Consider the following 23,657-nt stretch of genomic DNA (forward strand, 5'->3'; position numbering starts at 1 on the left):
AGTTCCGTGTACGGCCCTTTCCTTCAGTCTCGGATGATCACTCACCGGCCCTGTTCGCTCAGAGCGAACTGTCCTCGGCGGCTCGGCTGCCCCACTCCACCTGCGGCCCCTCGAACGGGGCGGCATGGCGCGGCGGACGGCCGGCCGCGCCGAGCACGAAGGCGTCCTCGGCGCCGTCCAGCACCCCGCCCGAGGGGTCGTCGTCACCGGAGCGGCGCACCACGTCCCGCTCGGGCATGAGGATGTCCCGTACGACCATCGCGCAGAGGTAAAGCGTGCCGAGCAGGTGCACCGCGATGGCCCAGTGGTAGCCGTGGGTCGGCAGGCCCTTGTGAGCGTCACCGCTGGTCGTGTACGCGAGGTACATCCAGATCCCCAGGAAGTACGCCACCTCGCACGCCTGCCAGATCAGGAAGTCCCGCCACTTGGGCCGGGCGAGCACGGCCAGCGGCACCAGCCACAGGACGTACTGCGGGGAGTAGACCTTGTTGGTGAGGATGAACGCCGCCACCACCAGGAAGGCCAGCTGGGCGAAGCGCGGTCGCCGCGGGGCGGTGAGGGCCAGGGCCGCGATGCCCAGGAAACAGAGCACCACCAGCGCCATCGCCGCGTTGTTCACGAAGCCGGTGCTGGGCGGGGTGGTCGTGTTCTGCGCCCAGATCAGCCAGAAGGAACCGAAGTCGACGCCTCGTTCCTGGCTGAACGTGTAGAACTTCGACCAGCCGTCGAAGGCGAAGATCATCACCGGCAGGTTCACGACGAGCCAGGCGACGACCGCGCCCCCGGCAGCGGTGAAGAAGTCCCGCCATTTGCCCGCACGCCAGCACAGCAGGAACAGCGGCCCCAGCAGGAACACGGGATACAGCTTGGCGGCCGTAGCAAGCCCCAGGAGGACACCGAAGGCGAGAGGACGGCTCCGGGACCACATCAGCATCGCCGCGGCCGTCAGAGCGACCGCCAGGAGGTCCCAGTTGATGGTGGCGGTCAGGGCGAAGGCGGGTGCCAGGGCGACCAGCAGGCCGTCCCAGGGGCGCCGGCGGTGCGTACGGACCACGCACACCGCGATCACGGCGGCGCAGATCATCAGCATCCCGGCGTTGACGAACCAGTACACCTGCTCCTGGAGCTGGATGCTGCCGCTGCCCGGCGCGAGCCAGGCGGCCACCTCCATGAACACACCGGTGAGCACCGGGTACTCGAGGTAGTCCATGTCGCCGGGGAGCTTGTCGAAGTACGGCACCAGACCGTCGGCGAAGCCCCGCCCCTGGTAGAGGTGCGGGATGTCCGAATAGCAGGCGTGCGTGTACTGCGAACTCGCGCCGAAGAACCAGCCGCCGTTGTAGCACGGCGCCTTCTGGATCAGGCCCAGGGCGAACATGCCGATCGCCACGAGAACCACCACCCGCAGTGGCGTCCACCAGGACGTCCCGAGCAGCGCTCGCCGCCCGATGGGGCCACCGATCAGCTCACTGCCGGCCGCGGCGACCGAGTCTTCCCTGGTCGGCCGCACCGGCTCCGGCTCGCGCACGCCCGTGGGCGTCGTCTCTGCACTGGGCATGGGGCCCATCCTGCCGTACCTCTCTAGGAATACGCCGAGGGCCGCCGCACCTCGTCGGATGCGGCGGCCCATGTTTCACGTGAAACACACGTCGGCGGGCGAAATGGTCACCTACCGGTCAGATCGAGCGGCTAGCCGCTCGATCCGCCGAAGAGGCTCCCGTTGCCTCCACCGTTGCCTCCACCGTTACCTCCACCGTTGGCGTTGCCTGTGCCGGTCGAATCCGTGGCCGACGGCGAGGACGTGGTTCCCGAGGTGCTGCCACCGGTGTTACCGCCGCCGGTCGAGCAGTTCCAGGCGAACCGGCAGCTCTCGCTCACGGTCGGCGAAGGTGAGGTGGCCGTCTCGCTGGGCGTGGCGCTCGGCGTCTCGCTGGGCGTCTCGCTGGGCGTGATGCTCGGGGACGGCGTCGGGGACGGCGCCCCCGCCTCGTTGGCGATCGCACCGATCTTGGTGGCGTCCGGGAAGCCCAGGTCGTTCTTGCCCTTGAGAGCGGCCTTCATGTACTCGGTCCACACCGAGGTCGGGATGTCACCACCGTGGATGGACGCCACGCCGGCGGTGCCGTTCATGGAGAGCAGTTCCGCGTCCTTGGGGTTCTCACGGAACATCGCCACCGAGGTCGACAGCTGCTGGGTGTAGCCGACGAACCAGGCCGACTTGTTGCTGTCGGTGGTACCGGTCTTGCCCGCCGCCGTACGGCCCAGGGCCTTGGCGTTCGTACCCGTACCGTTCTGGATCACGTTCTGGAGGGTGTCCGTGACGTTGTTGGCCACGTTCTCGGGCATCGCCGAGGTCACCTTGGGCTTGGAGAAGCCGCTCAGCTCCTGACCGTCCTGCTTGACGGCGGTCACCGAGTAGGGGTCCGTGTGCTCGCCGGAGGCCGCGAAGGTCGCGTAGGCGTCGGCCATGCGGATCGCGCTGGGAGTGGAGGTACCGATGGCGAACGACGGGTTGAGGTCCTGCGACATGCTGTCCGGCAGGATGCCGGACGCCTGGGCCACGTCCCGGACCTTCGTCATGCCGACATCCACGCCGAGCTGCACGAACGGCGTGTTGATCGACTGCTCCATCGCCTTGCGCAGACTGATGTAGCCCCAGTGGTAATCGCTCTCGTTTCTCTGCCGGAAGATCGAGTTGTCCTTGTTCAGGTAGTACGTACCGTCCGGCCGCCGCACCTTGAGGTTGTCGTCACCGTTGTACTTGCTCAGCGGTGAGACCCCGACCCCCTCCGTCTTGTACGTGCCGTACTCCATGGCCGCGGCCAGGACGAACGGCTTCCACGTCGAACCGACGGGGACACCCGAGGTGTCGGCGTTGTTGGTGAAGTGGTTGTTCTCGTAGCCGGCGCCGCCGTACAGGGCGACGATCGCGCCGTCCTTGGGGACCACCGAGGCCGCACCGAACTGGACGTACTTGTCCTTCTCACGGTTCTTCGGATCCAGCCGGGCCTTCTGGACCTTCTGCACGGCCGCGGTCAGGGCGTTGACCTTGTCCTTCTGGAAGGTCGTGTAGATCTGGAAGCCGCCCTGGTCGAACTGCGCCTCGGTGATGTTGGAGTGCGAGAGAACGTACTTCTTGGCCGTGTCGGCGAGGTAGCTGATCTGCCCGGTCATGCCCTTGACGGCCTTGCGGCCCTGGGGCAGCGGGTACTTCTTGATGGCCGTCTGGTATTCGGCGTCGGTGAGATGCCGGTCCTTGTGCATCTCCTCGAGAATCCAGCCCCAGCGATCGTGCGACCGCTTGAGGTTGGCTTCCCTGGAGGCCGCGCGGTCGATGTCCGGGTTGCCCGCGGGGTCGTAATACGTCGCGCCCTTGAGCAGAGCCGCCAGGACCGCGCACTGGCTCGGCGTGAGGTTCTTCGCGTCCACGCCGTAGTAGGTCTGGGCGGCGGCCTGGATGCCGTATGCCCCACGACCGAAGTACGAGGTGTTCAGGTAGCCCTGGAGGATCTCCGGCTTGGTGAACTTGGTGCCCACCTTGACGGAGATGAACATCTCCTTGAACTTACGGGTGACCGTCTGGTCCTGGCTGAGGTACGTGTTCTTCACGAACTGCTGGGTGATCGTCGAACCACCCTGCGTCTCGCCGCCCTGGGCCATGTTGACGAGGGCGCGGGCGATGCCCTTGAAGTCGACACCAGGGTCCGTGTAGAAGCTCTTGTTCTCCGCCGAGATCACCGCGTACTGCATCGCCTCGGGGATCTGGTCGATGGTGACGTTCTGCCGGTTGGCGCCGGTGCCCGTCGCGACCATCTGCTTGCCGTCGGCCCAGTAGTAGACGTTGTTCTGGGACTTGGCCGCGGTGTTCTCGTTCGGGACGCCCACCATGGCGTACCCGACGCCGACCAACGCCACCAGGCTGCCGAAGAACGTGATGCACAGCCCGGAGACGAGCTTCCAGGACGGCACCCAGCGGTGCCAGCCGAACCTGTTCGCCCTCGGGTAGTCGACCAGGCGCTTCTTGCCGGGCGCCGTCGACGCCCGTCCTCTGCCACGCCCCGGCCCGGCAGGACCACCGGGACCACGGCTTCCGTTGTCGGGCGTTCTGCGGCGGCCTCCGGTGTTCTTCTGCGCCGCCCGGCGTGCCTCGGCTCGGCCGCCGTAGGGGCGCTCTTCACCCCCCGAGTCCTGGGGATCCGACCCGTAGGAACGGGACCCATAGGAGTCGGAAGGAGACCCGGTGGCGCCTCGCGGGGCCGCACGGCGGCCGGCGGACGGGTCGGACTGGCCGCGTCGGGCCGCGGCACGTCCGCCTCCCTGCGGCTGCTGCGGTTTGCGACGGTGCTCGCTCATCGAACGATTACTCCTCGGGCAGGCGCACCCGTGCGCGCCTGGAAACGGCGGCTGGTTTCCGGTCCCCCCGAAGTACGGATGTGGTCGGTCCTGCATTCACCCGTACTGCACCGGGGACGGAGACGCCCCCCAGGCGTCACTTGGTTCCCGGTGGTGTGCATGCCGCACAGACTACGCACCGCCAAAACCCGCCGAGCTCCGAAGTTCACCCCAAATCAGGCAAGTTGCCTCCTACGAATCGGTGATGTGATCCCGTTCACCGTCGTTCCTCTTGTCGCACCGGGATCGCCGATCTATCGTCGGGATGTATCGAGCCGATACATCAGAGCGAGATAAGCGCGTCAGCGACGAGAGGAGGCGACCATGAGCCGACGGTCCGGCATTCTTGAGTTCGCCGTACTCGGTCTGCTCCGCGAGTCCCCGATGCACGGCTATGAGCTGCGGAAACGACTCAACACCTCACTGGGTGTCTTCCGGGCGTTCAGCTACGGGACGCTCTACCCCTGCCTCAAGACGCTGCTCGCCAACGGCTGGTTGATCGAGGAACCGGGGAACACCAGTGAGGACGCCCTCGCCGCGCCGCTCTCCGGTCGCCGCGCCAAGATCGTCTACCGGTTGACGGCCGAAGGTAAGGAGCATTTCGAGGAGCTCCTCTCCCAGACCGGCCCCGACGCCTACGAGGACGAGCACTTCGCCGCACGGTTCGCCTTCTTCGGGCAGACCTCCCGCGACGTGCGGATGCGCGTGCTGGAGGGCCGGCGCAGCCGCTTGGAGGAGCGCCTCGAGAAGATGCGCGGCTCGCTGGCACGCACCAGGGAACGCCTCGACGACTACACGCTTGAGCTCCAGCGCCACGGAATGGAGTCCGTGGAGCGCGAAGTGCGCTGGCTGAACGAGCTCATCGAGAGCGAGCGGGCCGGACGGGACACGAAGAGTCCCGCCTCCGGCGGATCCGCTCAGCAGAACACCACCAATGGAGCGCCGGGCAACCTGCCCCGGTCCGGGGAGACCCGGCCGGATTTGTCCGACGACACCACCACGTGAGACCCGGTCAGGGCCTCACTCATACACACAGGGAGCAACCGGAATGGGTTCGGTTCGCGTAGCCATCGTCGGCGTGGGCAACTGTGCCGCATCGCTGGTGCAGGGCGTCGAGTTCTACAAGGACGCTGACCCGGAGACCAAGGTCCCCGGCCTCATGCACGTTCAGTTCGGCGACTACCACGTCGGTGACGTCGAGTTCGTCGCCGCGTTCGACGTCGACGCGAAGAAGGTCGGCCTCGACCTCGCGGACGCCATCGGCGCCTCCGAGAACAACACCATCAAGATCTGCGACGTCCCGAACACGGGCGTCCAGGTCCAGCGTGGCCACACGCTCGACGGCCTGGGCAAGTACTACCGCGAGACGATCGAGGAGTCCGCCGAGGCCCCGGTCGACGTCGTCCAGATCCTCAAGGACAGGCAGGTCGACGTTCTCGTCTGCTACCTGCCCGTCGGTTCCGAGGACGCGGCGAAGTTCTACGCCCAGTGCGCCATCGACGCCAAGGTCGCCTTCGTCAACGCCCTTCCGGTCTTCATCGCCGGCACCAAGGAGTGGGCGGACAAGTTCACCGAGGCGGGCGTCCCGATCGTCGGCGACGACATCAAGTCGCAGGTCGGCGCGACCATCACGCACCGCGTGATGGCCAAGCTGTTCGAGGACCGCGGTGTCCGTCTTGAGCGCACCATGCAGCTCAATGTCGGCGGCAACATGGACTTCAAGAACATGCTCGAGCGTGACCGCCTCGAGTCGAAGAAGATCTCGAAGACGCAGGCCGTCACCTCGCAGATCCGCGACCGTGAGCTGGGCGAGAAGAACGTCCACATCGGCCCGTCCGACTACGTCGCGTGGCTCGACGACCGCAAGTGGGCGTACGTCCGCCTCGAGGGTCGCGCCTTCGGCGAGGTCCCGCTGAACCTGGAGTACAAGCTCGAGGTCTGGGACTCCCCGAACTCCGCGGGTGTCATCATCGACGCCCTGCGCGCCGCGAAGATCGCCAAGGACCGCGGCATCGGCGGCCCGATCCTCTCCGCGTCCTCTTACTTCATGAAGTCCCCGCCGGTGCAGTACTTCGACGACGAGGCCTACGAGAACGTGGAGAAGTTCATCCGCGGCGACGTCGAGCGCTGACGTCCCCTCGCTCGTAAAAAACGCTCCTGCCAGGGCTGTGAGAGTCCCCGGGTCCCCCGACCCGGGGACTCTCCCCGTGTGTGAGGCTGTGCCCCATGCCCGTCGTCCGCGACCTGCGGGTCCTGCTGCGCCTGCGGGACTTCCGCCACCTGCTCGCCGTCCGTCTGCTCTCCCAAGGGGCGGATGGCGTCTACCAGGTCGCGCTCGCCGCCTATGTCGTCTTCTCACCGGAGAAACAGACCTCCCCCGTCGCGATCGCCTCGGCCATGGCGGTCCTGCTTCTCCCGTACTCCCTCGTGGGTCCCTTCGCCGGCGTCCTGCTGGACCGCTGGCGCCGACGCCAGGTCCTCCTCTACGGCAATCTGTTGCGCGCGCTGCTGGCCGCGGTCACCGCCGTCCTGATCGCCTCCCATGCCCCCGACTGGCTCTTCTACGTCTCCGCCCTGTGCGTCACGGCCGTCAACCGCTTCGTTCTGTCAGGGCTGTCCGCCGCCCTTCCGCGTGTGGTCGACACCGAGCGTCTGGTACTGGCCAACTCCCTGTCCCCGACCGCAGGGACCCTCGCCGCGACGATCGGCGGCGGACTCGCCTTCGGTGTACGGCTGCTGGCCGCGGACTCCGATGCCGCGGTGGTGCTGCTGGGCGCCACGTTGTACCTGTGCGCGGCCCTCACTGCCTTGACCATGCCCCCCGGGCTCCTCGGTCCCGACCAGCACCCCGCACGGCCGAGCCTGGCAACGGCCGTCATCACCATCGCACGCGCCCTCCTGGAAGCGCTACGGCACCTGGCCGCACCACCGCGTCGCGAGGCGGTCCGGGCACTGCTCTCCATGACGGTGATGCGCTTCTGCTACGGCGCCCTGCTCGTCCTGGTGCTGATGCTGTGCCGCTACGCGCTCTCCTCGGACCCGGACGACGGGCTCGGGCTGCTCGGACTGGCCTTGGCGATCTCCGGCGCCGGTTTCTTCGCGGCGGCCGTGGTGACGCCGTGGGCCGCGGGACGGCTCGGTCCCGGACGCTGGATCGCGGTGTGCGCCGCGTCAGCCGCCGTACTGGAGCCCGCTCTGGGTCTTCCATTCACGACGGTCCCCATGCTCGTCTCCGCATTCGTTCTGGGACTGATCACCCAGGGCGCGAAGATCGCCACCGACACCATCGTCCAGTCGTCTGTCGACGACAGCTTCCGGGGCCGGATCTTCTCCGTGTATGACGTGCTCTTCAACGTGGCCTTCGTGGGAGCCGCCGGCGTCGCCGCCCTGATGCTCCCACCGGACGGCCGGTCCGTGACCCTCGTCATCACCGTCACCCTCATCTACGCAGCGGTGGCGAGTGTCATGACCCGCTTCGAGTGCCGCTGAGGCTCAGCCGCACCGGCGGTGATGGAGCGAGGGTGATGTTTCACGTGAAACATCACCCCTCTTCACGTTCCGGCCGGGCCGTGTTTCACGTGAAACATGACCGGTCCCCGCGCTCAGCCTTGCTCGGCCCACCACTCCTTGAGTGCTGTCACGGCAGCGTCATGCCCCATCGGGCCGTTCTCCAGCCGGAGCTCCAGCATGTGCTTGTAGGCCTTGCCGACCTCCGGACCGGGCCGGATTCCCAGGATCTCCATGATCTGGTTGCCATCGAGGTCCGGGCGGATGGCGTCGAGCTCCTCCCGTTCCTGCAGTTCGGCGATCCGCTCCTCCAGGCCGTCGTAGGCGCGGGAGAGCGCCACTGCCTTCCGTTTATTACGGGTGGTGCAGTCGGACCGGGTCAGCTTGTGGAGCCGTTCGAGCAGCGGACCGGCGTCACGGACATAGCGACGCACCGCCGAGTCCGTCCACTCCCCGGCGCCGTAGCCATGGAAGCGCAGATGGAGCTCCACCAGGTGTGAGACGTCCTTCACCAGTTCGTTCGAGTACTTCAAGGCCGTCATGCGCTTCTTGGTCATCTTCGCGCCGACCACCTCGTGGTGATGGAACGAGACCCGGCCGTCCTTCTCGAAACGGCGAGTGCGCGGCTTGCCGATGTCGTGGAGCAGCGCGGCAAGGCGGAGGGTGAGGTCAGGACCGCTCTCCTCCAGCGCCATGGCCTGTTCCAGGACGATCAGCGTGTGGTCGTAGACGTCCTTGTGCCGGTGGTGCTCATCGCTCTCCAGGCGCAGGGCCGGGAGCTCGGGCAGGACGTGGTCGGCGAGGCCCGTGTCGACCAGCAGGGTCAGTCCCTTACGGGGATGAGCGGAGAGGATCAGCTTGTTCAGTTCGTCCCGGACCCGCTCGGCCGAGACGATCTCCAGACGCCCCGACATGTCCTTCATCGCGGCTACCACCTCGGGCGCCACCTCGAAGTCCAGCTGGGCCGCGAACCGGGCGGCGCGCATCATCCGCAGCGGATCGTCCGAGAAGGACTCCTCAGGCGTCCCCGGGGTGCGGAGCACACGAGCCGCCAGGTCGTCCAACCCGCCGTGCGGGTCGATGAACTCCTTCTCCGGCAACGCCACCGCCATGGCGTTGACCGTGAAGTCACGCCGGACGAGGTCCTCCTCGATCGAATCGCCGTAGGACACCTCGGGCTTGCGTGAGGTGCGGTCGTACGCCTCGGACCGGTACGTGGTGATCTCGATCTGAAAGGCCCTGACAACGCCTCCGACGCGGGCTTCCTTCTGCGCCCCGACCGTGCCGAAGGCGATACCGACCTCCCAGAGGGCGTCCGCCCAGGGCCGGACGATCTTCAGTACGTCCTCGGGGTGGGCGTCGGTCGTGAAGTCCAGGTCGTTACCGAGCCGGCCCAGCAGCGCATCCCGGACCGAGCCGCCGACCAGGGCAAGCGAGAACCCGGCCTCCTGGAATCGGCGGGCGAGTTCGTCGGCGACAGGCGCCACCCGCAGCAGTTCGCTCACCGCGCGCTGCTGCGCCTGGCTCAGGGCAGAGGAAGGACTGTCTTCATTGGCGTTCGGCACAACAGAACAGGGTACGTGCCCCGAGCAGCCCGAGGCTCCTCCGTATTCCGGCAGCGCTCCACACGCGGTCTCCCCACAAGCGGCGTGGGACAGCTCACTCCATACCCGCACAAGGGCAGCGCTCGGCGCTTACATGAGCCTCCCGGCGATACTGGATATAGGGGACGGCCCGGGCTGCTCTCCCGATCTTGTAGAGCAGACCGCGGCACTTCCGCTCAGCGCACCTCGTTACCATGCGTGGACGCACATTCCGACGACCACTGACCATGACGAGGGACGGACGAGCGCGTGGCCGAGGCGGCAGACTTCCAGGGGACGCCCTCACCTGCCCGTCGCTGGCTGCGGCGCACCGGGGCACTGCTCGCGGGTGCGCCTCTGCTGGCCGCACTGGTGCAGCTGCCCGCCGCGGTGCCGGCGCAGGCGGCCGACTCGGACACGGTGTCCGTCGCCCTTGACTCGCTCAGCCCCAGTGCCCCCAGTGACGGGGACACGCTGACGGTCTCCGGCACCGTGACCAACAACGGCAAGCAGGCCGTCACGGACGCCCATGTGGACCTGCGGGTGGGATCCCAGCTCACCGCGCGCTCCGCGATCGGCTCCGCGGCCCGGCATCCCGACGACCTCCAGTCGAGCCTCGGCACCGCGGTAGGCGGCAAGTACACCGAGGACTTCGACTCGCTCGCTCCGGGGGTCGCCGAGCACTTCACCATCTCCGTGCCGGTCGACAAGCTCGACCTCGGCCAGGACGGCGTGTACCCGTTCGGCGTCTCACTGTCCGGCCAGACCTCCGCGCAGCCGTGGGACCAGGTCCTGGGCATCCAGCGGACGTTCCTGCCGTGGCAGTCCTCCGACGCGGACACCCAGACCAGGACGACGTATCTGTGGCCGCTGATCTCCACCGTCCACGTGACGGCGAAGACGGGCGCGGGCGAGCTGCAGACGCCGGTCTTCCTCGATGACGACCTCGCCAAGGAGATCTCGCCCGGCGGCCGACTGGCGCAGATGCTGGCGCTCGGCAAGGACCTGGACGTCACCTGGGTGATCGACCCGGACCTGCTGGCCTCCGTGGACGCGATGACCCGCAGCTACCGGGTCCAGGGCGCCGGGGAGACCACCACGGCGGGCACCCACCAGGCGGTGGCCAAGCAGTTCCTGGCCGACCTGCAGAACGCGGTGGCCGACAAGGAGGTCGTGGCCCTTCCCTTCGCCGACCCGGACCTGGCCTCCCTCGCCCACAACGGCACCAGCGTGACCGGATCGCTGAGCCACCTCAAGGACGCCACCGACGTCGCCGCCACCACCGTGCAGACTGTGCTTCATGTCACACCGAGCACGGACTTCGCCTGGCCCGTGAACGGTGCCGTCGACCCGTCGATCATCAAGGTCGCCACCTCCGCCGGCGCCGACAAGGTGATCGCCCGCAGTGACAGCCTCCAGGAGACGGGCGGACTGCCCTACACGCCCTCGGCGGCGCGCCCGATCGGCGGCGGAACGACAGCGGTGGTCGCGGACGCACGCCTGTCCACGGCGTTCCAGGGCGATCTCACGAACGCCGACGCGGCCACCCTCGCGGTACAGCAGTTCCTGGCCCAGAGCCTGGCGCTGAACACCCAGACCGACAAGCAGCGCAGCATCGTCGTCGCCCCGCAGCGCATGCCGTCGGCCAGTCAGGCCCAGGCGATGGCGACGGCGATCACGGCGTTGCAGGGCAGCAACTGGTCGCAGTCCCAGGACCTCGCCACGGCGGCCAAGGACAAGCCCGACCCCGGCGCGACGACGAAGATCCCCTCGTCGTCCGCCTACCCCTCCTCGCTGCGGAAGCAGCAGTTGCCCCGGACGGCCTTCGAGCAGATCGCCCGCACCCAGGACAAGCTCGACAACTTCCAGGTTGTCCTCACCAACCAGTCCCGGGTCGTGACCCCCTTCGGGCGAGCCATAAACCGCGAGATGTCCACGTCGTGGCGGGGCTGCGGCACCGAGGCCGACAGCTTCCGCACGGGTGTGGAGTCCTGGCTCGACAGCCTCACCGGCCAGGTCAAGCTGATCGACAAGTCCGAGACGAAGCTCTCCGGCCGCAGCGCCACCATCCCGGTGACGGTGCAGAACAACCTGGTCCAGGGCGTCGGCCACCTCATGCTGCGGCTCACCTCGACGATGCCGACCCGCCTGGAGATCGGCGGCAAGGCCTACTACGAGCAGCCGGTCGAGGTCTCCGGGGGCCACACCCAGTCCGTGAAATTCTCCACGTCGGCCAACGCCAACGGCCGGGTGGAGGTCTTCGCCCAGCTCTACACCGAGGACGGCCAGGAGTACGGCGACCCGGTGCGGTTCGATGTGAAGGTCACCGAGGTCACACCCACCGTCATGCTGGTCATCGGCGGCGGCGTGCTGCTGCTGGTGCTCGCCGGGTTCCGGATGTACACCCAGCGCAAGCGGGCCGCCGCCCGCCGCGCCGAGGAGGGCGGCGGCCCCGACGAGGCGGGAGAGGACACCCCGCAGGGCCCGGACGCTCCGCAGACCCCTGAGACTCCCCAAGCCCCGGAGGACACGGGCTCCGAGGGCACCGGCCGGCCGGGGAACCCCGATGCCGGTGAGGATCGTCTCCAGGAAGAGTCCGCGGCCCGCTCCCGGGCAGACGACCCTGAGCAGCCGAGTGACCCGACACCGGACACCGCACCGGAAAGCGCCGACCCGTCCGGAACGGGTGAGAGAGTGGACCGTTGAGCGATGTCGTGGCCGGTGTGGCCCGGGACGATGAGGTGGGGTAACCATGAACGCGCCGTACGACGGTGAACGCGGCCAGGGCGCGGCCGGTTCGGGCTACCCCGAGCCGCCGCCGGAGGCCGGCCAGGTCCCGCCGCAGCAAGCGGCTGACATGTACCTCCAGGACGCCTACGACCAGGATCCCTACCGAGCACAGGACCTCTCCGCCCAGGACCCGGTCGCCGAGGCGCTCTACGACCGTGCCGCGCACCCCCCGCCGCCGCCCGGCACGTACCCGCAGCAGCCGCTGTACGACCGGCCCGCCCAGTCGCCATATGCCCCCGACCCGCACGTGTGGGCCCAGACGCCGGCACCGGAGCCGGCGGGCCCGACCCAGTACCTGCCCTTCGGTGACAATCCGCGCACGACCCAGTTCGTCGGCGTGGACGATCTGGTCACGCACTCCGGTGAGGAGCACCACGAGCCGGACGCCTTCGCGCACCTGTTCCGGGACCAGCAGCAGGGCGGCAGCAATCCGCAGACGGACCCCCGGTCCGTTCCCGGTCCCGCCGGCCACCGCCCGCCCGCCGGCGGCCAGTACCCGCCGTCCCCCGGCCAGTACCCCCCCGGCCAGTACCCCCCGGGCCAGTACCCCCCGGCGCCGCAGGCCCCCGCTTCCCAGAACCAGTACGCGGTTCCCCAGTACGCGCCGCCCGGCATCCCGCGGACCCCGTCCGCGCCCGAGAACCCCGTCACCGAAACGGTGCCCGCCGCTTCGGCGGTCCCCACGGCGTCCTCGTCTCCCGCGGCCAAGAAGGGCGGGCGGGCCTCCGGGCTGATGAAGTCCAGTGCCGTGATGGCGGCCGGCACGATGGTCTCCCGCCTCACGGGTTTCGTCCGTTCCGCGCTGATCGTCTCCGCGCTGGGCGTGGGTCTGCTCGGTGACACGTTCCAGGTCGCCTACCAGCTGCCGACGATGATCTACATCCTGACCGTCGGCGGCGGCCTCAACTCCGTCTTCGTACCGCAGCTCGTGCGGGCCATGAAGGAGGACGACGACGGCGGCGAGGCCTTCGCCAACCGTCTGCTGACGCTCGTGATGGTCGCGCTGGGCCTGCTCACGGCGGCCACGATCGCGGCCGCGCCGCTGCTGATCCGCCTGCTGTCCGACCCGGTGGCCAGCGACCCGGCGGCCAACGACGTCGCCGTCACCTTCGTCCGTTACTTCCTGCCCTCGATCTTCTTCATGGGCATCCACGTGGTGATGGGTCAGGTCCTCAACGCGCGCGGCAAGTTCGGCGCGATGATGTGGACCCCGGTCCTCAACAACATCGTCATCATCGTCACCCTCGGACTGTTCATCTGGGTGTACGGCACCGCCGCGCACTCCGGCATGAAGGTCACCACGATCCCGCCGGAGGGCCAGCGGCTGCTCGGCCTCGGCGTCCTGCTCGGCCTCGTGGTCCAGGCCCTGGCGATGATCCCCTACCTGCGCGAGACCGGCTTCCGGATGCGGCTGCGCTTCGACTGGCGCGGCCATGGACTCGGCAAGGCGGCGACGCTCGCCAAGTGGACCATCCTGTTCGTCCTCGCCAACCAGGCGGGCGCGATCGTCGTCTCCCAGCTGTCGACCTCGGCCGGCAAGAGCTCCCCGGTCGACGGCACCGGCTTCGCCGCCTACGCCAACGCCCAGCTGATCTGGGGCCTGCCGCAGGCCATCATCACCGTCTCACTGATGGCGGCCCTGCTGCCGCGGATCTCCCGCTCGGCCGCCGAGGACGACACCGGCGCCGTCCGCGACGACATCTCCCAGGGTCTGCGGACCACCGCCGTGGCGATCGTGCCCATCGCCTTCGGCTTCGTGGCGCTAGGCATCCCGATGTGCACCCTGATCTTCGGCTCCTCGGGCACCAGCGAGGCCACCAACATGGGCTTCATGCTGATGGCCTTCGGTCTCGGCCTGATCCCGTACTCGGTGCAGTACGTGGTCCTGCGCGCCTTCTACGCCTACGAGGACACCCGCACGCCCTTCTACAACACGGTGATCGTCGCCGCGGTCAACGCGGGTGCCTCGGTCGCCTGTTACGTCCTGCTGCCGTCCCGCTGGGCGGTGGCCGGCATGGCCGCCTCCTACGGCCTCGCCTACGCGATCGGTGTGGGCGTCGCCTGGAAGCGGCTGCGCAAGCGCCTCGGCGGCGACCTGGACGGCTCCCGCGTCACCCGCACCTACGCGCGGCTGTGCATCGCGTCCGTGCCGGCCGCTCTGCTCAGTGGTGCGGCTTGTTTCGGCATCGGCCACACTCTGGGGCAGGGCGTGATCGGTTCCTTCGCCGCGTTGCTGGCCGGCGGGGCCGTTCTGCTCGGCGTCTTCTACGTAGCCGCGCGCCGCATGCGGATCGAGGAGCTCAACTCCCTCGTAGGTATGGTGCGCGGGCGTCTGGGGCGCTGAGGTAGGGGTAGGCGCACAACCATCGTCCGCCGCCGCGTGTCGTGCATAGCGGCAGACTGTGGGCACAATTGGTTTCGGCGTCGGACAGCGTGCAACGGATGGGGAGGCAGGGAACGACGGTGGCGGAACGGAGCACGGCTGCCGTCGACGTGGCAGACAACAGCGGTGACAAGCCGCTGACCGCCAAGGCGGTCCAGTCCACGGCCGACGGGGTGGCCCAGAACCCGGAGCGGGACACGGACAGCGAAGAGGCACAGGGGAGCGGCACGGACGCGGGTCCAGGACAGAAGGCCTCACCGCCTGAACTGCACAGCGGTCACAAACTCGCCAGACGTTACCGTCTTGAGGAGTGCGTCACCCGTCTGGACGGATTCAGCAGTTGGCGTGCGGTCGACGAGAAACTGCGGCGTGCCGTCGGCGTGCACATCCTGCCGGCCGACCATGTGCGGACCCGCGCCGTACTGGCCGCGGCCCGTTCCGCCGCGCTCCTCGGGGATCCCCGTTTCGTCCAGGTCCTGGACGCGGTCGAGGAGAACGACCTCGTCTACGTGGTGCACGAGTGGCTCCCCGATGCCACCGAGCTGACCGCGTTGCTCGCGGCCGGCCCGCTGGAGCCGCACGACGCCTACCAGATGGTCAGTCAGATCGCCTCCGCGATGGCGGCCGCGCACCGTGAGGGGCTGGCCCATCTCCGGCTCAACCCCAACGCCGTGCTGCGTACCTCCACCGGTCAGTGGCGTATCCGGGGCTTGGCGGTGAACGCGGCGCTGCGCGGTATCAGTTCCGACACCCCGCAGCGCACCGACACCGAGGCGATCGGCGCCCTGCTGTACGCGGCGCTCACCCAGCGCTGGCCGTACCAGAGCGACGCCTACGGTCTGCCGGGGCTGCCCAAGGACGTCGGCCTGATCGCCCCCGACCAGGTGCGGGCCGGTGTCCACCGCGGCCTGTCGGAGCTCGCCATGCGGGCCCTGGTCAACGACGGCGCCACCGCCTCCCGCCACGAGTCCGCGTGCACCACGCCGGAGGAGCTGGTGAAGGCGATCGGCGAGATGCCCCGTATCCGCCCGCCGGAGCCGTCGTTCACCGCGCCGCCCGAGTACCAGCGCACCACCTACCAGCAGGGCACCTACGGCCGCTCCGCGCCTCCTGGTGCGACCCAGGTCCTCCAGACCCCGCCGCCCCCGCTCCAGAGCCGTACCGGCAAGGCCCTCAAGTGGGCGGTCTCCGCCCTGCTGATCGCCGCGCTGGGACTGGGCAGCTGGCAGCTCGCGGACGCCCTGATGGACCAGGGCGACAAGTCCGGTGACACCACCAAGACCCAGACGACGGACGACGGCGACAAGAAGGCACCGACGACGGCCGGCAAGCCGATCGCCATCAGCGGTGCCCGGGACTTCGACCCGTTCGGGGACGGCTCCGAGAAGCCGTCCGACATAAGCAAGGTCTACGACAACAGTCCGGCGACCTACTGGCAGACCGACTACTACAAGGGCGCCACTTTCGGAAACCTGAAGCCCGGTCTCGGCGTCATCCTCGATCTCGGCAAGGTCCAGCAGATCGGGAAGGTGACCGTTACCTTCGTGGGAGACACGTCCGTGGAGTTGCGTGCCGCACCCAGCGGCGCCGACTCGGAGCCCACGTCCTTCGCCGGGTACACGAAGGTCGCCGACGGCTCGGGCACGAGCGTGACCCTGAAGCCGAGCAAGGCCCTCAAGTCCCGCTATCTGCTGGTCTGGCTGACCAAGCTGCCGCTGACGGACGAAGGTACCTATCGCGGACGGGTGGCAGACATCAAGGTGACCAGCTGACAGCAGGGCGGAGCGAGCAGATGGCGGAGGGGGCCGGATACGACGGAGTGAGCGATCAGGATCTGCTCGCCCGCCATGTGGAAGGCGACCCCGACGCCTTCGGGGAGCTCGTGCGCCGCCACCGGGACCGGCTCTGGGCAGTGGCGCTGCGGACCCTGGGGGACCGCGAGGAGGCCGCGGACGCCGTCCAGGACGCCCTCGTCTCCGCCTACCGGGCCGCCCACACCTTCCGGCGCCAGTCGGCCGTCACGACCTGGCTGCACCGGATCACGGTCAACGCCTGCCTCGACCGGGCCCGCAAGGCGGCCTCACGGAAGACGGCCCCCGTGGACGACACCGAGCGGCTGGAGCAACTGCTGGAGCCGCATGAATCGGCGTCCGCCCCGGCCGAGCGCAACGATCTGCACCGCCAGCTCCTCAAGGCCCTCGGCACCCTCCCGCACGATCAGCGCGCCGCTCTCGTTCTGGTCGACATGCAGGGCTATCCGGTCGCGGAAGCGGCCCGGATCCTCGACGTGCCCACAGGCACGGTGAAGAGCCGCTGTGCCCGTGGCAGAGCGAGACTCCTGCCGCTGCTCACCCATCTACGGCCGGAAAGCCCCGCCGACCCGAACGAGCCGGACCCGGCACGGAACCGGGCGGAGGGGACATCCGTCCCACCGGCAGCGAACTCTCGGGACGGGGGCTCGCGGAAGTCCGGGCCGAGCGATTCAGCCGCAGTGAAGGGCGGAGGTGGGCGAGCGTGACCGCCACGACAGACACGACCGGGCACCCGGACGTCGCGGAGATCTCCGACCTCACCGAAGGCCTCCTCTCGGATGCCCGGACCACGGAAGTACAAGAGCACCTGGACACGTGCGAACTCTGTAGCGACGTCCACGCTTCACTGACGGAGATCCGGGGCCTGCTGGGCACACTGCCGGGACCGCCGCGTATGCCGGCGGACGTCGTGGGCCGGATCGACGCCGCTCTCGCCGCCGAGGCACTGCTCGACGCCACGGCACCCGAGACGCATGTTTCACGTGAAACATCGACTCCCTCATCCCCGGTGGACCGTCCCGCCGGACGGCCGACCGCTTCGACCGGTCCCGGCCGCAAGGACCGCGCACAGGGACGCGGACAGGGACCGGGCCGGCGCCGGCGGACCGTGGCGCTCGGAGCCGTTCTCACCGCGGCCGTCCTGGGTGCCGGTTCGTTCTTCCTCCACTCGCTCGGCGGCAATGGGCCGACCGCCGCCCAGGGCAACCCGACGAACTCCGCCGCGGGCTTCTCCAAGGGAACTCTCCAGACCGAGGTGGAGAACCTTCTCGACTCGAAGACGAACCTGCATGGCTCCAAGAAGCCGGAGATGGGGATCCAGGGCGAATCCACTTCGTCCGGCTCGACGGACTCTCCGTACACCACCCGGATCCAGCCCTCCGTGTCGGTACCGGAGTGCGTCCGGCAAGGCGTCAGCCCCGCCGATGAAGACGTCCTCGGTGCGAAGAAGGGGACGTACGAGGGGAAGGACGCCTTCCTCGTCGTGCTCCCCGATGTGTCCGACAGCAGCCGTGTGACGGTCTTCATCATCGACGCCACCTGCGCGAGCCGGCCGTCCGCCGCGCCCGGCAAGGTTCTGCTGACGGAGTCACTGGCACGCCCCTGAGCGGCCCCTCGAGTGCCGCCGGAGCGGCCCTACGCGACGCGGGACGCATCGTCCGTCCTGGCGTGGAAATCCGTACGGTGGGGGATGCCCGTGTGCCCGGACACACCGGGAATGCGCGCCCCGTAGGATCCGTTGGGTGGGGTGAGAGCTTCTGAGAAGAACTCTCACCGGTCGAAATGACGTAGACCAGAGACGAGGAACCAAGCCGTGAGCGACGTCCGTAACGTGATCATCATCGGCTCCGGGCCCGCCGGTTACACGGCGGCGCTCTACACCGCACGCGCGTCGCTGAAGCCCCTCGTGTTCGAGGGCGCCGTCACCGCGGGCGGTGCGCTGATGAACACCACCGAGGTGGAGAACTTCCCGGGCTTCCGCGACGGCATCATGGGCCCCGACCTCATGGACAACATGCGCGCCCAGGCCGAGCGCTTCGGCGCCGAGCTGATCCCGGACGACATCGTCTCCGTCGATCTGACCGGCGAGGTCAAGACCGTCACGGACACCGCGGGCACCGTCCACCGGGCGAAGGCCGTCATCGTCACCACGGGCTCCCAGCACCGCAAGCTGGGCCTCCCGAACGAGGACGCCCTCTCCGGCCGCGGCGTCTCCTGGTGTGCCACCTGTGACGGGTTCTTCTTCAAGGAGCAGGACATCGCCGTGATCGGCGGCGGCGACACCGCGATGGAGGAGGCCACCTTCCTCTCCCGGTTCGCCAAGTCCGTGACGATCGTCCACCGCCGGGACACCCTGCGCGCCTCCAAGGCGATGCAGGAGCGCGCCTTCGCCGACCCGAAGATCAAGTTCGCCTGGGACAGCGAGATCGCCGAGGTCCAGGGCGAGCAGAAGCTGGCCGGTCTCAAGCTGCGCAACGTCAAGACCGGTGAGCTCTCGGACCTCCCGGTGACCGGCCTGTTCATCGCGATCGGCCATGACCCGCGCACCGAGCTCTTCAAGGGCCAGCTGGACCTGGACGAGGAGGGCTACCTGAAGGTCGCCTCGCCGACGACGCACACCAACCTGACGGGCGTGTTCGCCGCGGGTGACGTGGTGGACCACACCTACCGCCAGGCGATCACCGCGGCCGGTACCGGCTGCTCCGCTGCTCTCGACGCCGAGCGTTTCCTCGCCGCACTCGCGGACGAGGAGAAGGCCGAGCCCGAGAAGACCACCGTCTGATCATCCCCCTTCCGCCTCACCGCACGAACGAGTAAAGGAGCCCGCCGTGGCCGGCACTCTGAAGCATGTGACCGACGCCGACTTCGAGGAGGTCGTCCTCAAGAGCGACAAGCCCGTCCTGGTGGACTTCTGGGCCGAGTGGTGCGGCCCGTGCCGCCAGATCGCCCCTTCTCTTGAGGCCATCGCCGCCGAGCACGGCGAGAAGATCGAGATCGTCAAGCTGAACATCGACGAGAACCCGTCGACCGCCGCCAAGTACGGCGTCATGTCGATCCCCACCCTGAACGTGTACCAGGGCGGCGAGGTCGCCAAGACGATCGTCGGTGCCAAGCCGAAGGCCGCGCTCCTGCGTGACCTCGACGACTTCATCGCCGAGTGACGTTTCACGTGAAACACGAATGGGCCAACCCCTCGGGGTTGGCCCATTCGCTTTGAGGGCCCGGCGCGATCGGCCGGGCTGCGTCCTCACAACGGCCGCAGCGCCGGTTCCTTCTGTACGGCCCCCAGAAGTCGGTCAAGCGCCATCTCCACGTCTTCCTTCCAGGAGAGCGTCGTACGCAGCTCCAGCCGCATCCGTGGACGCGTGGGATGCTGCCGGACCGTCTTGAAGCCCACGGCCAGCAGATGGTCGGCGGGCAGCAGACAGGCCGGCTCCTTGTAGCGGGCGTCACCGAACGCCTCGATGGCCTTGAAGCCCCGGCGCAGCAGATCCTTGGCGACCGTCTGGACCATCACGCGCCCGAGTCCCTGCCCCTGGTAGCCGGGCATGATGTAGCCGGTCATGAGCTGGACGGCGTCCGGTGAGACCGGGCTCGTCGGGAACGCGGTGGATCGCGGAACGTACGCAGGCGGCGCGTAGAGCACGAAGCCCACGGGCACGTCGTCGACGTAGACCACCCGGCCGCAGGATCCCCAGTCGAGCAGGACAGCCGAGATCCAGGCCTCCTTCTCCACCGCGGGCGTGCCCGCCTTTACCGCTGCTTCGCCGCTGACGGGGTCCAGTTCCCAGAAGACACACGAGCGGCAGCGCTTGGGAAGGTCCTGGAGGTTGTCGAGGGTGAGCGGTACGAGTCGGCGCCCCATGAAGGCTGTTCCTCGCTTCCTTCGCCCGCAGCATCGCGAGCGGCTGTCAGAGCGCTGCGTTCTCTGAGCAGGCTGCCGACGAATCCGACGGTCGCGCCCAGTCCCAGGGCCGCGCTCACCAGTCCGGTGCGGCTCATCGATCGCATGGCTCCCGCCTCCCATTCAGAGGTGCTGCCAGCTGTCAGGTGGATCCCGCCGTACCCGAACGCATCGTATCCACACAGCGTTTCCATCGAAACCGCCTGAAAGCAAAGAGTGGACCGTGTTCCGGTACACACCGGACACGATCCGCTCTTCGGACGACAGGGTCAGTCCTCGGGATTCTCAGGGTCCGCGGAGTCGCCGTCGTGGATCCCCTGGTGGAGGACCGGGCCCTCGCCCGGGGCGAGGGTGCCAAGAATTCGCTCAAGGTCGTCCATCGAGGCGAACTCGACGGTGATCTTGCCTTTCTTCTGGCCCAGATCGACCTTCACCCGGGTCTCGAACCGGTCCGAGAGCCGGGTCGCGAGGTCGGTCAGCGCCGGAGAGACACGGGCGCCCGCACGTGGCCCCTTGGCACGGGTCGTCGCCTGTGGCCGTGAACCCATGAGGGTCACGATCTCCTCGACAGCCCGCACCGAGAGACCCTCGGCCACGATCCGGTGGGCCAGCCGGTCCTGCTCCTCCGAGTCATCGACGGAGAGCAGCGCCCGGGCGTGCCCGGCCGACAGGACCCCGGCGGCGACCCGGCGCTGGACGGCCGGCGAGAGCTTCAGCAGCCGCAGGGTGTTGGAGACCTGAGGGCGGGAGCGCCCGATCCGGTCGGCCAGCTGGTCGTGCGTGCAGTTGAAGTCCTTCAGCAGCTGGTCGTAGGCGGCGGCCTCTTCCAGCGGGTTCAGCTGAGCGCGGTGGAGATTCTCCAGCAGCGCGTCCAGGAGGAGCTTCTCGTCGTCCGTCGCGCGGACGATCGCCGGGATCGCCTCCAGGCCCGCCTCACGGCAGGCCCGCCAGCGCCGCTCGCCCATGATGAGCTCGTAGCGCGAGGGAGCCAGCTGACGCACGACGACGGGCTGGAGGAGACCGACCTCCTGGATGGAGGTGACCAGCTCCTGCAGAGCGTCCTCGTCGAAGACCTCACGCGGCTGGCGCGGGTTCGGCGTGATGTCGTCGAGGGGGATCTCCGCGAAGTGGGCACCCATCGGAGACGCCGGGATCTCCGGAGCCACACCGAAGACCGACGGCTCCTCGGTGTCCTGTGAAACCGCCGGCAGCGTCGTCACCTTGGCAGCGGCGACCCCCCGGTCGGTCGTCAGCACCGGCCCCGCTGCGGGGGACAGAGATCCCGTGCCGCCCACTGCGGCCTGAGCCGGGTTCTTCTCGGTCGGGGCAGCCGGGATCAGCGCGCCGAGGCCACGCCCCAGCCCCCTCCGTCGCTCGCTCACTGAATGCCCTCCACCATGCTCGGGTTGCTCTGGGCGCCGATGTGGGCCTGCGTCGGGTCGTAACTGACACCGAGGCCCTTCAGCGCGATTTCTCGGGCCGCCTCAAGGTAGGAGAGGGCACCGCTCGATCCAGGATCGTAGGTCAAAACCGTCTGCCCGTAGCTCGGCGCCTCGGAGATACGGACCGAGCGGGGAATGCTCGTCCGCAGCACCTCGTCGCCGAAGTGGCTGCGCACCTCGTCCGCGACCTGGGAAGCAAGACGTGTCCGGCCGTCGTACATGGTGAGCAGGATGGTCGACACATGCAGGGAGGGGTTGAGGTGCCCCCGGACCAGGTCGACATTGCGCAGGAGCTGACCGAGGCCCTCCAGGGCGTAGTACTCGCACTGGATCGGGATGAGCACCTCGGCGCCCGCGACCAGCGCGTTGACCGTCAGCAGGCCGAGCGAGGGCGGGCAGTCGATGAGGATGTAGTCCAGCGGCTGCTCGTACGCCTGGATCGCCCGCTGCAGCCGGCTCTCCCGTGCCACCAGAGACACCAGCTCGATCTCCGCACCGGCGAGATCGATCGTGGCGGGGGCACAGAAAAGGCCTTCGACATCCACCACCGGCTGGACGACCTCGGCCAGCGGCTTGCTCTCGACCAACACGTCGTAGATGGACGGAACTTCGGCGTGATGGTCAATACCCAACGCGGTGGAGGCGTTGCCCTGCGGGTCGAGGTCGATCACCAGAACGCGGGCACCATGCAGGGCCAGCGATGCGGCAAGGTTGACGGTCGTCGTCGTCTTGCCCACACCGCCCTTCTGGTTGGCCACCACCATGACTCGGGTCTGCTCCGGACGTGGCAGACCTTCGCCGGCGCGGCCAAGAGCTTCTACCGCGAGTTGGGCAGCACGACCGATGGGAGTGTCGTCCATCGGAGGCGGTGTTTCACGTGAAACATCCGCCCCCATCGACTCGGTACGGGGACCGGGGACCGGATCGGTCATCGGTCCCGCGATGTTGGCGTCGGACCGCAAGGATTCACTCTCCTCGACTTCAGGCTCGCAATGAACAGAGCCTCCCATGCCTTCGGGGTCGTGAACCAGTGAGGCCTGGTGTTCTGTGGAGAAATCCACCTCTGTGGACAACTCCGTGCCCCGGACTGGGGACGGAGTGTCATCAGAGGCCCCGTTTCTGAGGGAACCGAGGGGCTTTCGGTCGCGCGGTTCGGCCGCGGCGCGGCCCCGGCCGATGATGCCGTGCAACAGGGAGCGACGTTTCACGTGAAACACGATGACAACAAATTGTCCTTAATGCCGGTGACACTCCGCCGTGCGCCTTTCCGTCTCCCCCTCAGGGGTAAAGATCGTCTTTTGCTAAGATCAAAAACATACGGGACGGGGGACCCTCGCGTCGCATGACCAGCGACGTGGAGAACTTCCTTGGCCGGTACGCCGGGCGCAAGCCGTTCGGCGACCACATCGACCATCACAGGAAGCAACATCATGACTTCAAAGACCATCGGACGCTTTGTCGCGGCAGCCCTGGGTGTCGGCGTTCTGGCTACCGCCACGCCGGCCTTCGCCAACCAGGACATCAAGGTGATCTGGGGCCACGGCTACCGCGTCAGCAGCGACCACGGAGTGGCCGCCGTCAAGGACCTGGCCGACGACGGCAACGAGGTGTACGTGCAGTACACCCGGGCCGGCCACGGGGACGACATCTACACCCTGTGGAACAAGAAGGGCGACGGCACCACCACGTACAGCGGCCACGGCGGGACCGTGACCATCAAGAAGGTCTGCCGATCCATCTCGCTGCGTCCCGACGTCTGCTTCACGAAGACCCCGTAACCACGGCCCGAACGGCGCAGAGGCGCTCTCCCTCATCGGGAGAGCGCCTCTGCGCCGTTCGCGGCTC

The 23,657-nt window shown here is 68.3% G+C and carries 17 protein-coding genes; 11 read left to right on the forward strand and 6 right to left on the reverse strand.

The genetic code is table 11. The annotated features are described in order from the left end of the window. Positions 1–58 precede the first annotated feature (58 nt). Together ACZ4O3_RS18700 and ACZ4O3_RS18705 are read right to left on the reverse strand one after the other, a co-directional pair. A complete protein-coding gene (locus ACZ4O3_RS18700) occupies positions 59–1,558 on the reverse strand; it encodes a glycosyltransferase family 87 protein (RefSeq protein WP_467723036.1) in 1,500 nt (499 codons plus the stop codon). Between the two features lie 131 nt (positions 1,559–1,689). After that, on the reverse strand, positions 1,690–4,353 hold the full coding sequence (locus ACZ4O3_RS18705; RefSeq protein ID WP_362716868.1) for a transglycosylase domain-containing protein: 2,664 nt from the start codon (positions 4,351–4,353) through the stop codon (positions 1,690–1,692). Positions 4,354–4,716: 363 nt separating this feature from the next. Here ACZ4O3_RS18705 and ACZ4O3_RS18710 point away from each other — a divergent pair, with 363 nt between their 5' ends. The 3 genes from ACZ4O3_RS18710 (at position 4,717) to ACZ4O3_RS18720 (ending at position 7,881) form a co-directional block, all read left to right on the forward strand. After that, on the forward strand, positions 4,717–5,397 hold the full coding sequence (locus ACZ4O3_RS18710) for a PadR family transcriptional regulator (protein WP_362716865.1): 681 nt from the start codon (positions 4,717–4,719) through the stop codon (positions 5,395–5,397). Between the two features lie 43 nt (positions 5,398–5,440). Then, positions 5,441–6,523: an inositol-3-phosphate synthase gene (locus ACZ4O3_RS18715; protein WP_362716862.1), complete on the forward strand. Its 1,083-nt coding sequence runs from the start codon at positions 5,441–5,443 to the stop codon at positions 6,521–6,523. A 95-nt stretch (positions 6,524–6,618) separates the two neighbouring features. Then, positions 6,619–7,881 carry an MFS transporter gene (locus tag ACZ4O3_RS18720; RefSeq protein ID WP_467723039.1) on the forward strand — a complete coding sequence of 421 codons (1,263 nt, stop codon included), beginning with the start codon at positions 6,619–6,621 and terminating at the stop codon, positions 7,879–7,881. Between the two features lie 113 nt (positions 7,882–7,994). Here the strand turns inward: ACZ4O3_RS18720 and ACZ4O3_RS18725 are convergent, their stop codons facing one another. Next, positions 7,995–9,464, reverse strand: a complete 1,470-nt coding sequence (locus ACZ4O3_RS18725; RefSeq protein WP_467723041.1) for a CCA tRNA nucleotidyltransferase — start codon at positions 9,462–9,464, stop codon at positions 7,995–7,997. A gap of 288 nt (positions 9,465–9,752) precedes the next feature. Between ACZ4O3_RS18725 and ACZ4O3_RS18730 the strand changes: the two genes are divergently transcribed. The 7 genes from ACZ4O3_RS18730 (at position 9,753) to trxA (ending at position 19,627) form a co-directional block, all read left to right on the forward strand. After that, on the forward strand, positions 9,753–12,188 hold the full coding sequence (locus ACZ4O3_RS18730) for a DUF6049 family protein (protein ID WP_467723042.1): 2,436 nt from the start codon (positions 9,753–9,755) through the stop codon (positions 12,186–12,188). Between the two features lie 46 nt (positions 12,189–12,234). After that, entirely contained in the window at positions 12,235–14,616 is a 2,382-nt protein-coding gene (murJ, locus tag ACZ4O3_RS18735) for a murein biosynthesis integral membrane protein MurJ (RefSeq protein ID WP_467723044.1), read from the forward strand. Between the two features lie 119 nt (positions 14,617–14,735). Further along, on the forward strand, positions 14,736–16,427 hold the full coding sequence (locus tag ACZ4O3_RS18740; RefSeq protein WP_362716846.1) for a protein kinase family protein: 1,692 nt from the start codon (positions 14,736–14,738) through the stop codon (positions 16,425–16,427). Positions 16,428–16,447: 20 nt separating this feature from the next. Beyond that, a complete protein-coding gene (gene sigM / locus ACZ4O3_RS18745; RefSeq protein WP_362716843.1) occupies positions 16,448–17,173 on the forward strand; it encodes an RNA polymerase sigma factor SigM in 726 nt (241 codons plus the stop codon). Continuing rightward, positions 17,170–18,072 (forward strand): anti-sigma factor family protein, encoded by a 903-nt coding sequence (locus ACZ4O3_RS18750; protein ID WP_362716840.1) that lies wholly within the window; start codon positions 17,170–17,172, stop codon positions 18,070–18,072. Before sigM ends, ACZ4O3_RS18750 begins: the two co-directional genes overlap by 4 nt. A gap of 207 nt (positions 18,073–18,279) precedes the next feature. Then, a complete protein-coding gene (gene trxB, locus ACZ4O3_RS18755) occupies positions 18,280–19,248 on the forward strand; it encodes a thioredoxin-disulfide reductase (RefSeq protein ID WP_362716837.1) in 969 nt (322 codons plus the stop codon). Between the two features lie 46 nt (positions 19,249–19,294). Continuing rightward, the gene (gene trxA, locus ACZ4O3_RS18760) at positions 19,295–19,627 is read left to right on the forward strand and encodes a thioredoxin (RefSeq protein WP_362716834.1); all 333 of its coding nucleotides are present in this window, start codon (positions 19,295–19,297) and stop codon (positions 19,625–19,627) included. Positions 19,628–19,713: 86 nt separating this feature from the next. Here trxA and ACZ4O3_RS18765 read toward each other — a convergent pair whose 3' ends face one another. The 3 genes from ACZ4O3_RS18765 to ACZ4O3_RS18775 all read right to left on the reverse strand — a co-directional run bounded on the left by ACZ4O3_RS18765 (position 19,714) and on the right by ACZ4O3_RS18775 (position 22,822). Further along, a complete protein-coding gene (locus ACZ4O3_RS18765; RefSeq protein WP_362716831.1) occupies positions 19,714–20,331 on the reverse strand; it encodes a GNAT family N-acetyltransferase in 618 nt (205 codons plus the stop codon). Between the two features lie 308 nt (positions 20,332–20,639). Beyond that, positions 20,640–21,752 (reverse strand): ParB/RepB/Spo0J family partition protein, encoded by a 1,113-nt coding sequence (locus ACZ4O3_RS18770; RefSeq protein ID WP_362716828.1) that lies wholly within the window; start codon positions 21,750–21,752, stop codon positions 20,640–20,642. After that, on the reverse strand, positions 21,749–22,822 hold the full coding sequence (locus tag ACZ4O3_RS18775) for a ParA family protein (protein ID WP_362716854.1): 1,074 nt from the start codon (positions 22,820–22,822) through the stop codon (positions 21,749–21,751). The genes ACZ4O3_RS18770 and ACZ4O3_RS18775 overlap by 4 nt, the downstream gene beginning before the upstream one ends. A gap of 420 nt (positions 22,823–23,242) precedes the next feature. Here ACZ4O3_RS18775 and ACZ4O3_RS18780 point away from each other — a divergent pair, with 420 nt between their 5' ends. Then, on the forward strand, positions 23,243–23,590 hold the full coding sequence (locus ACZ4O3_RS18780; protein WP_467723047.1) for a hypothetical protein: 348 nt from the start codon (positions 23,243–23,245) through the stop codon (positions 23,588–23,590). Positions 23,591–23,657: the final 67 nt, after the last annotated feature.

The sequence above is a fragment of the Streptomyces sp. NPDC026515 genome, assembly GCF_055567595.1.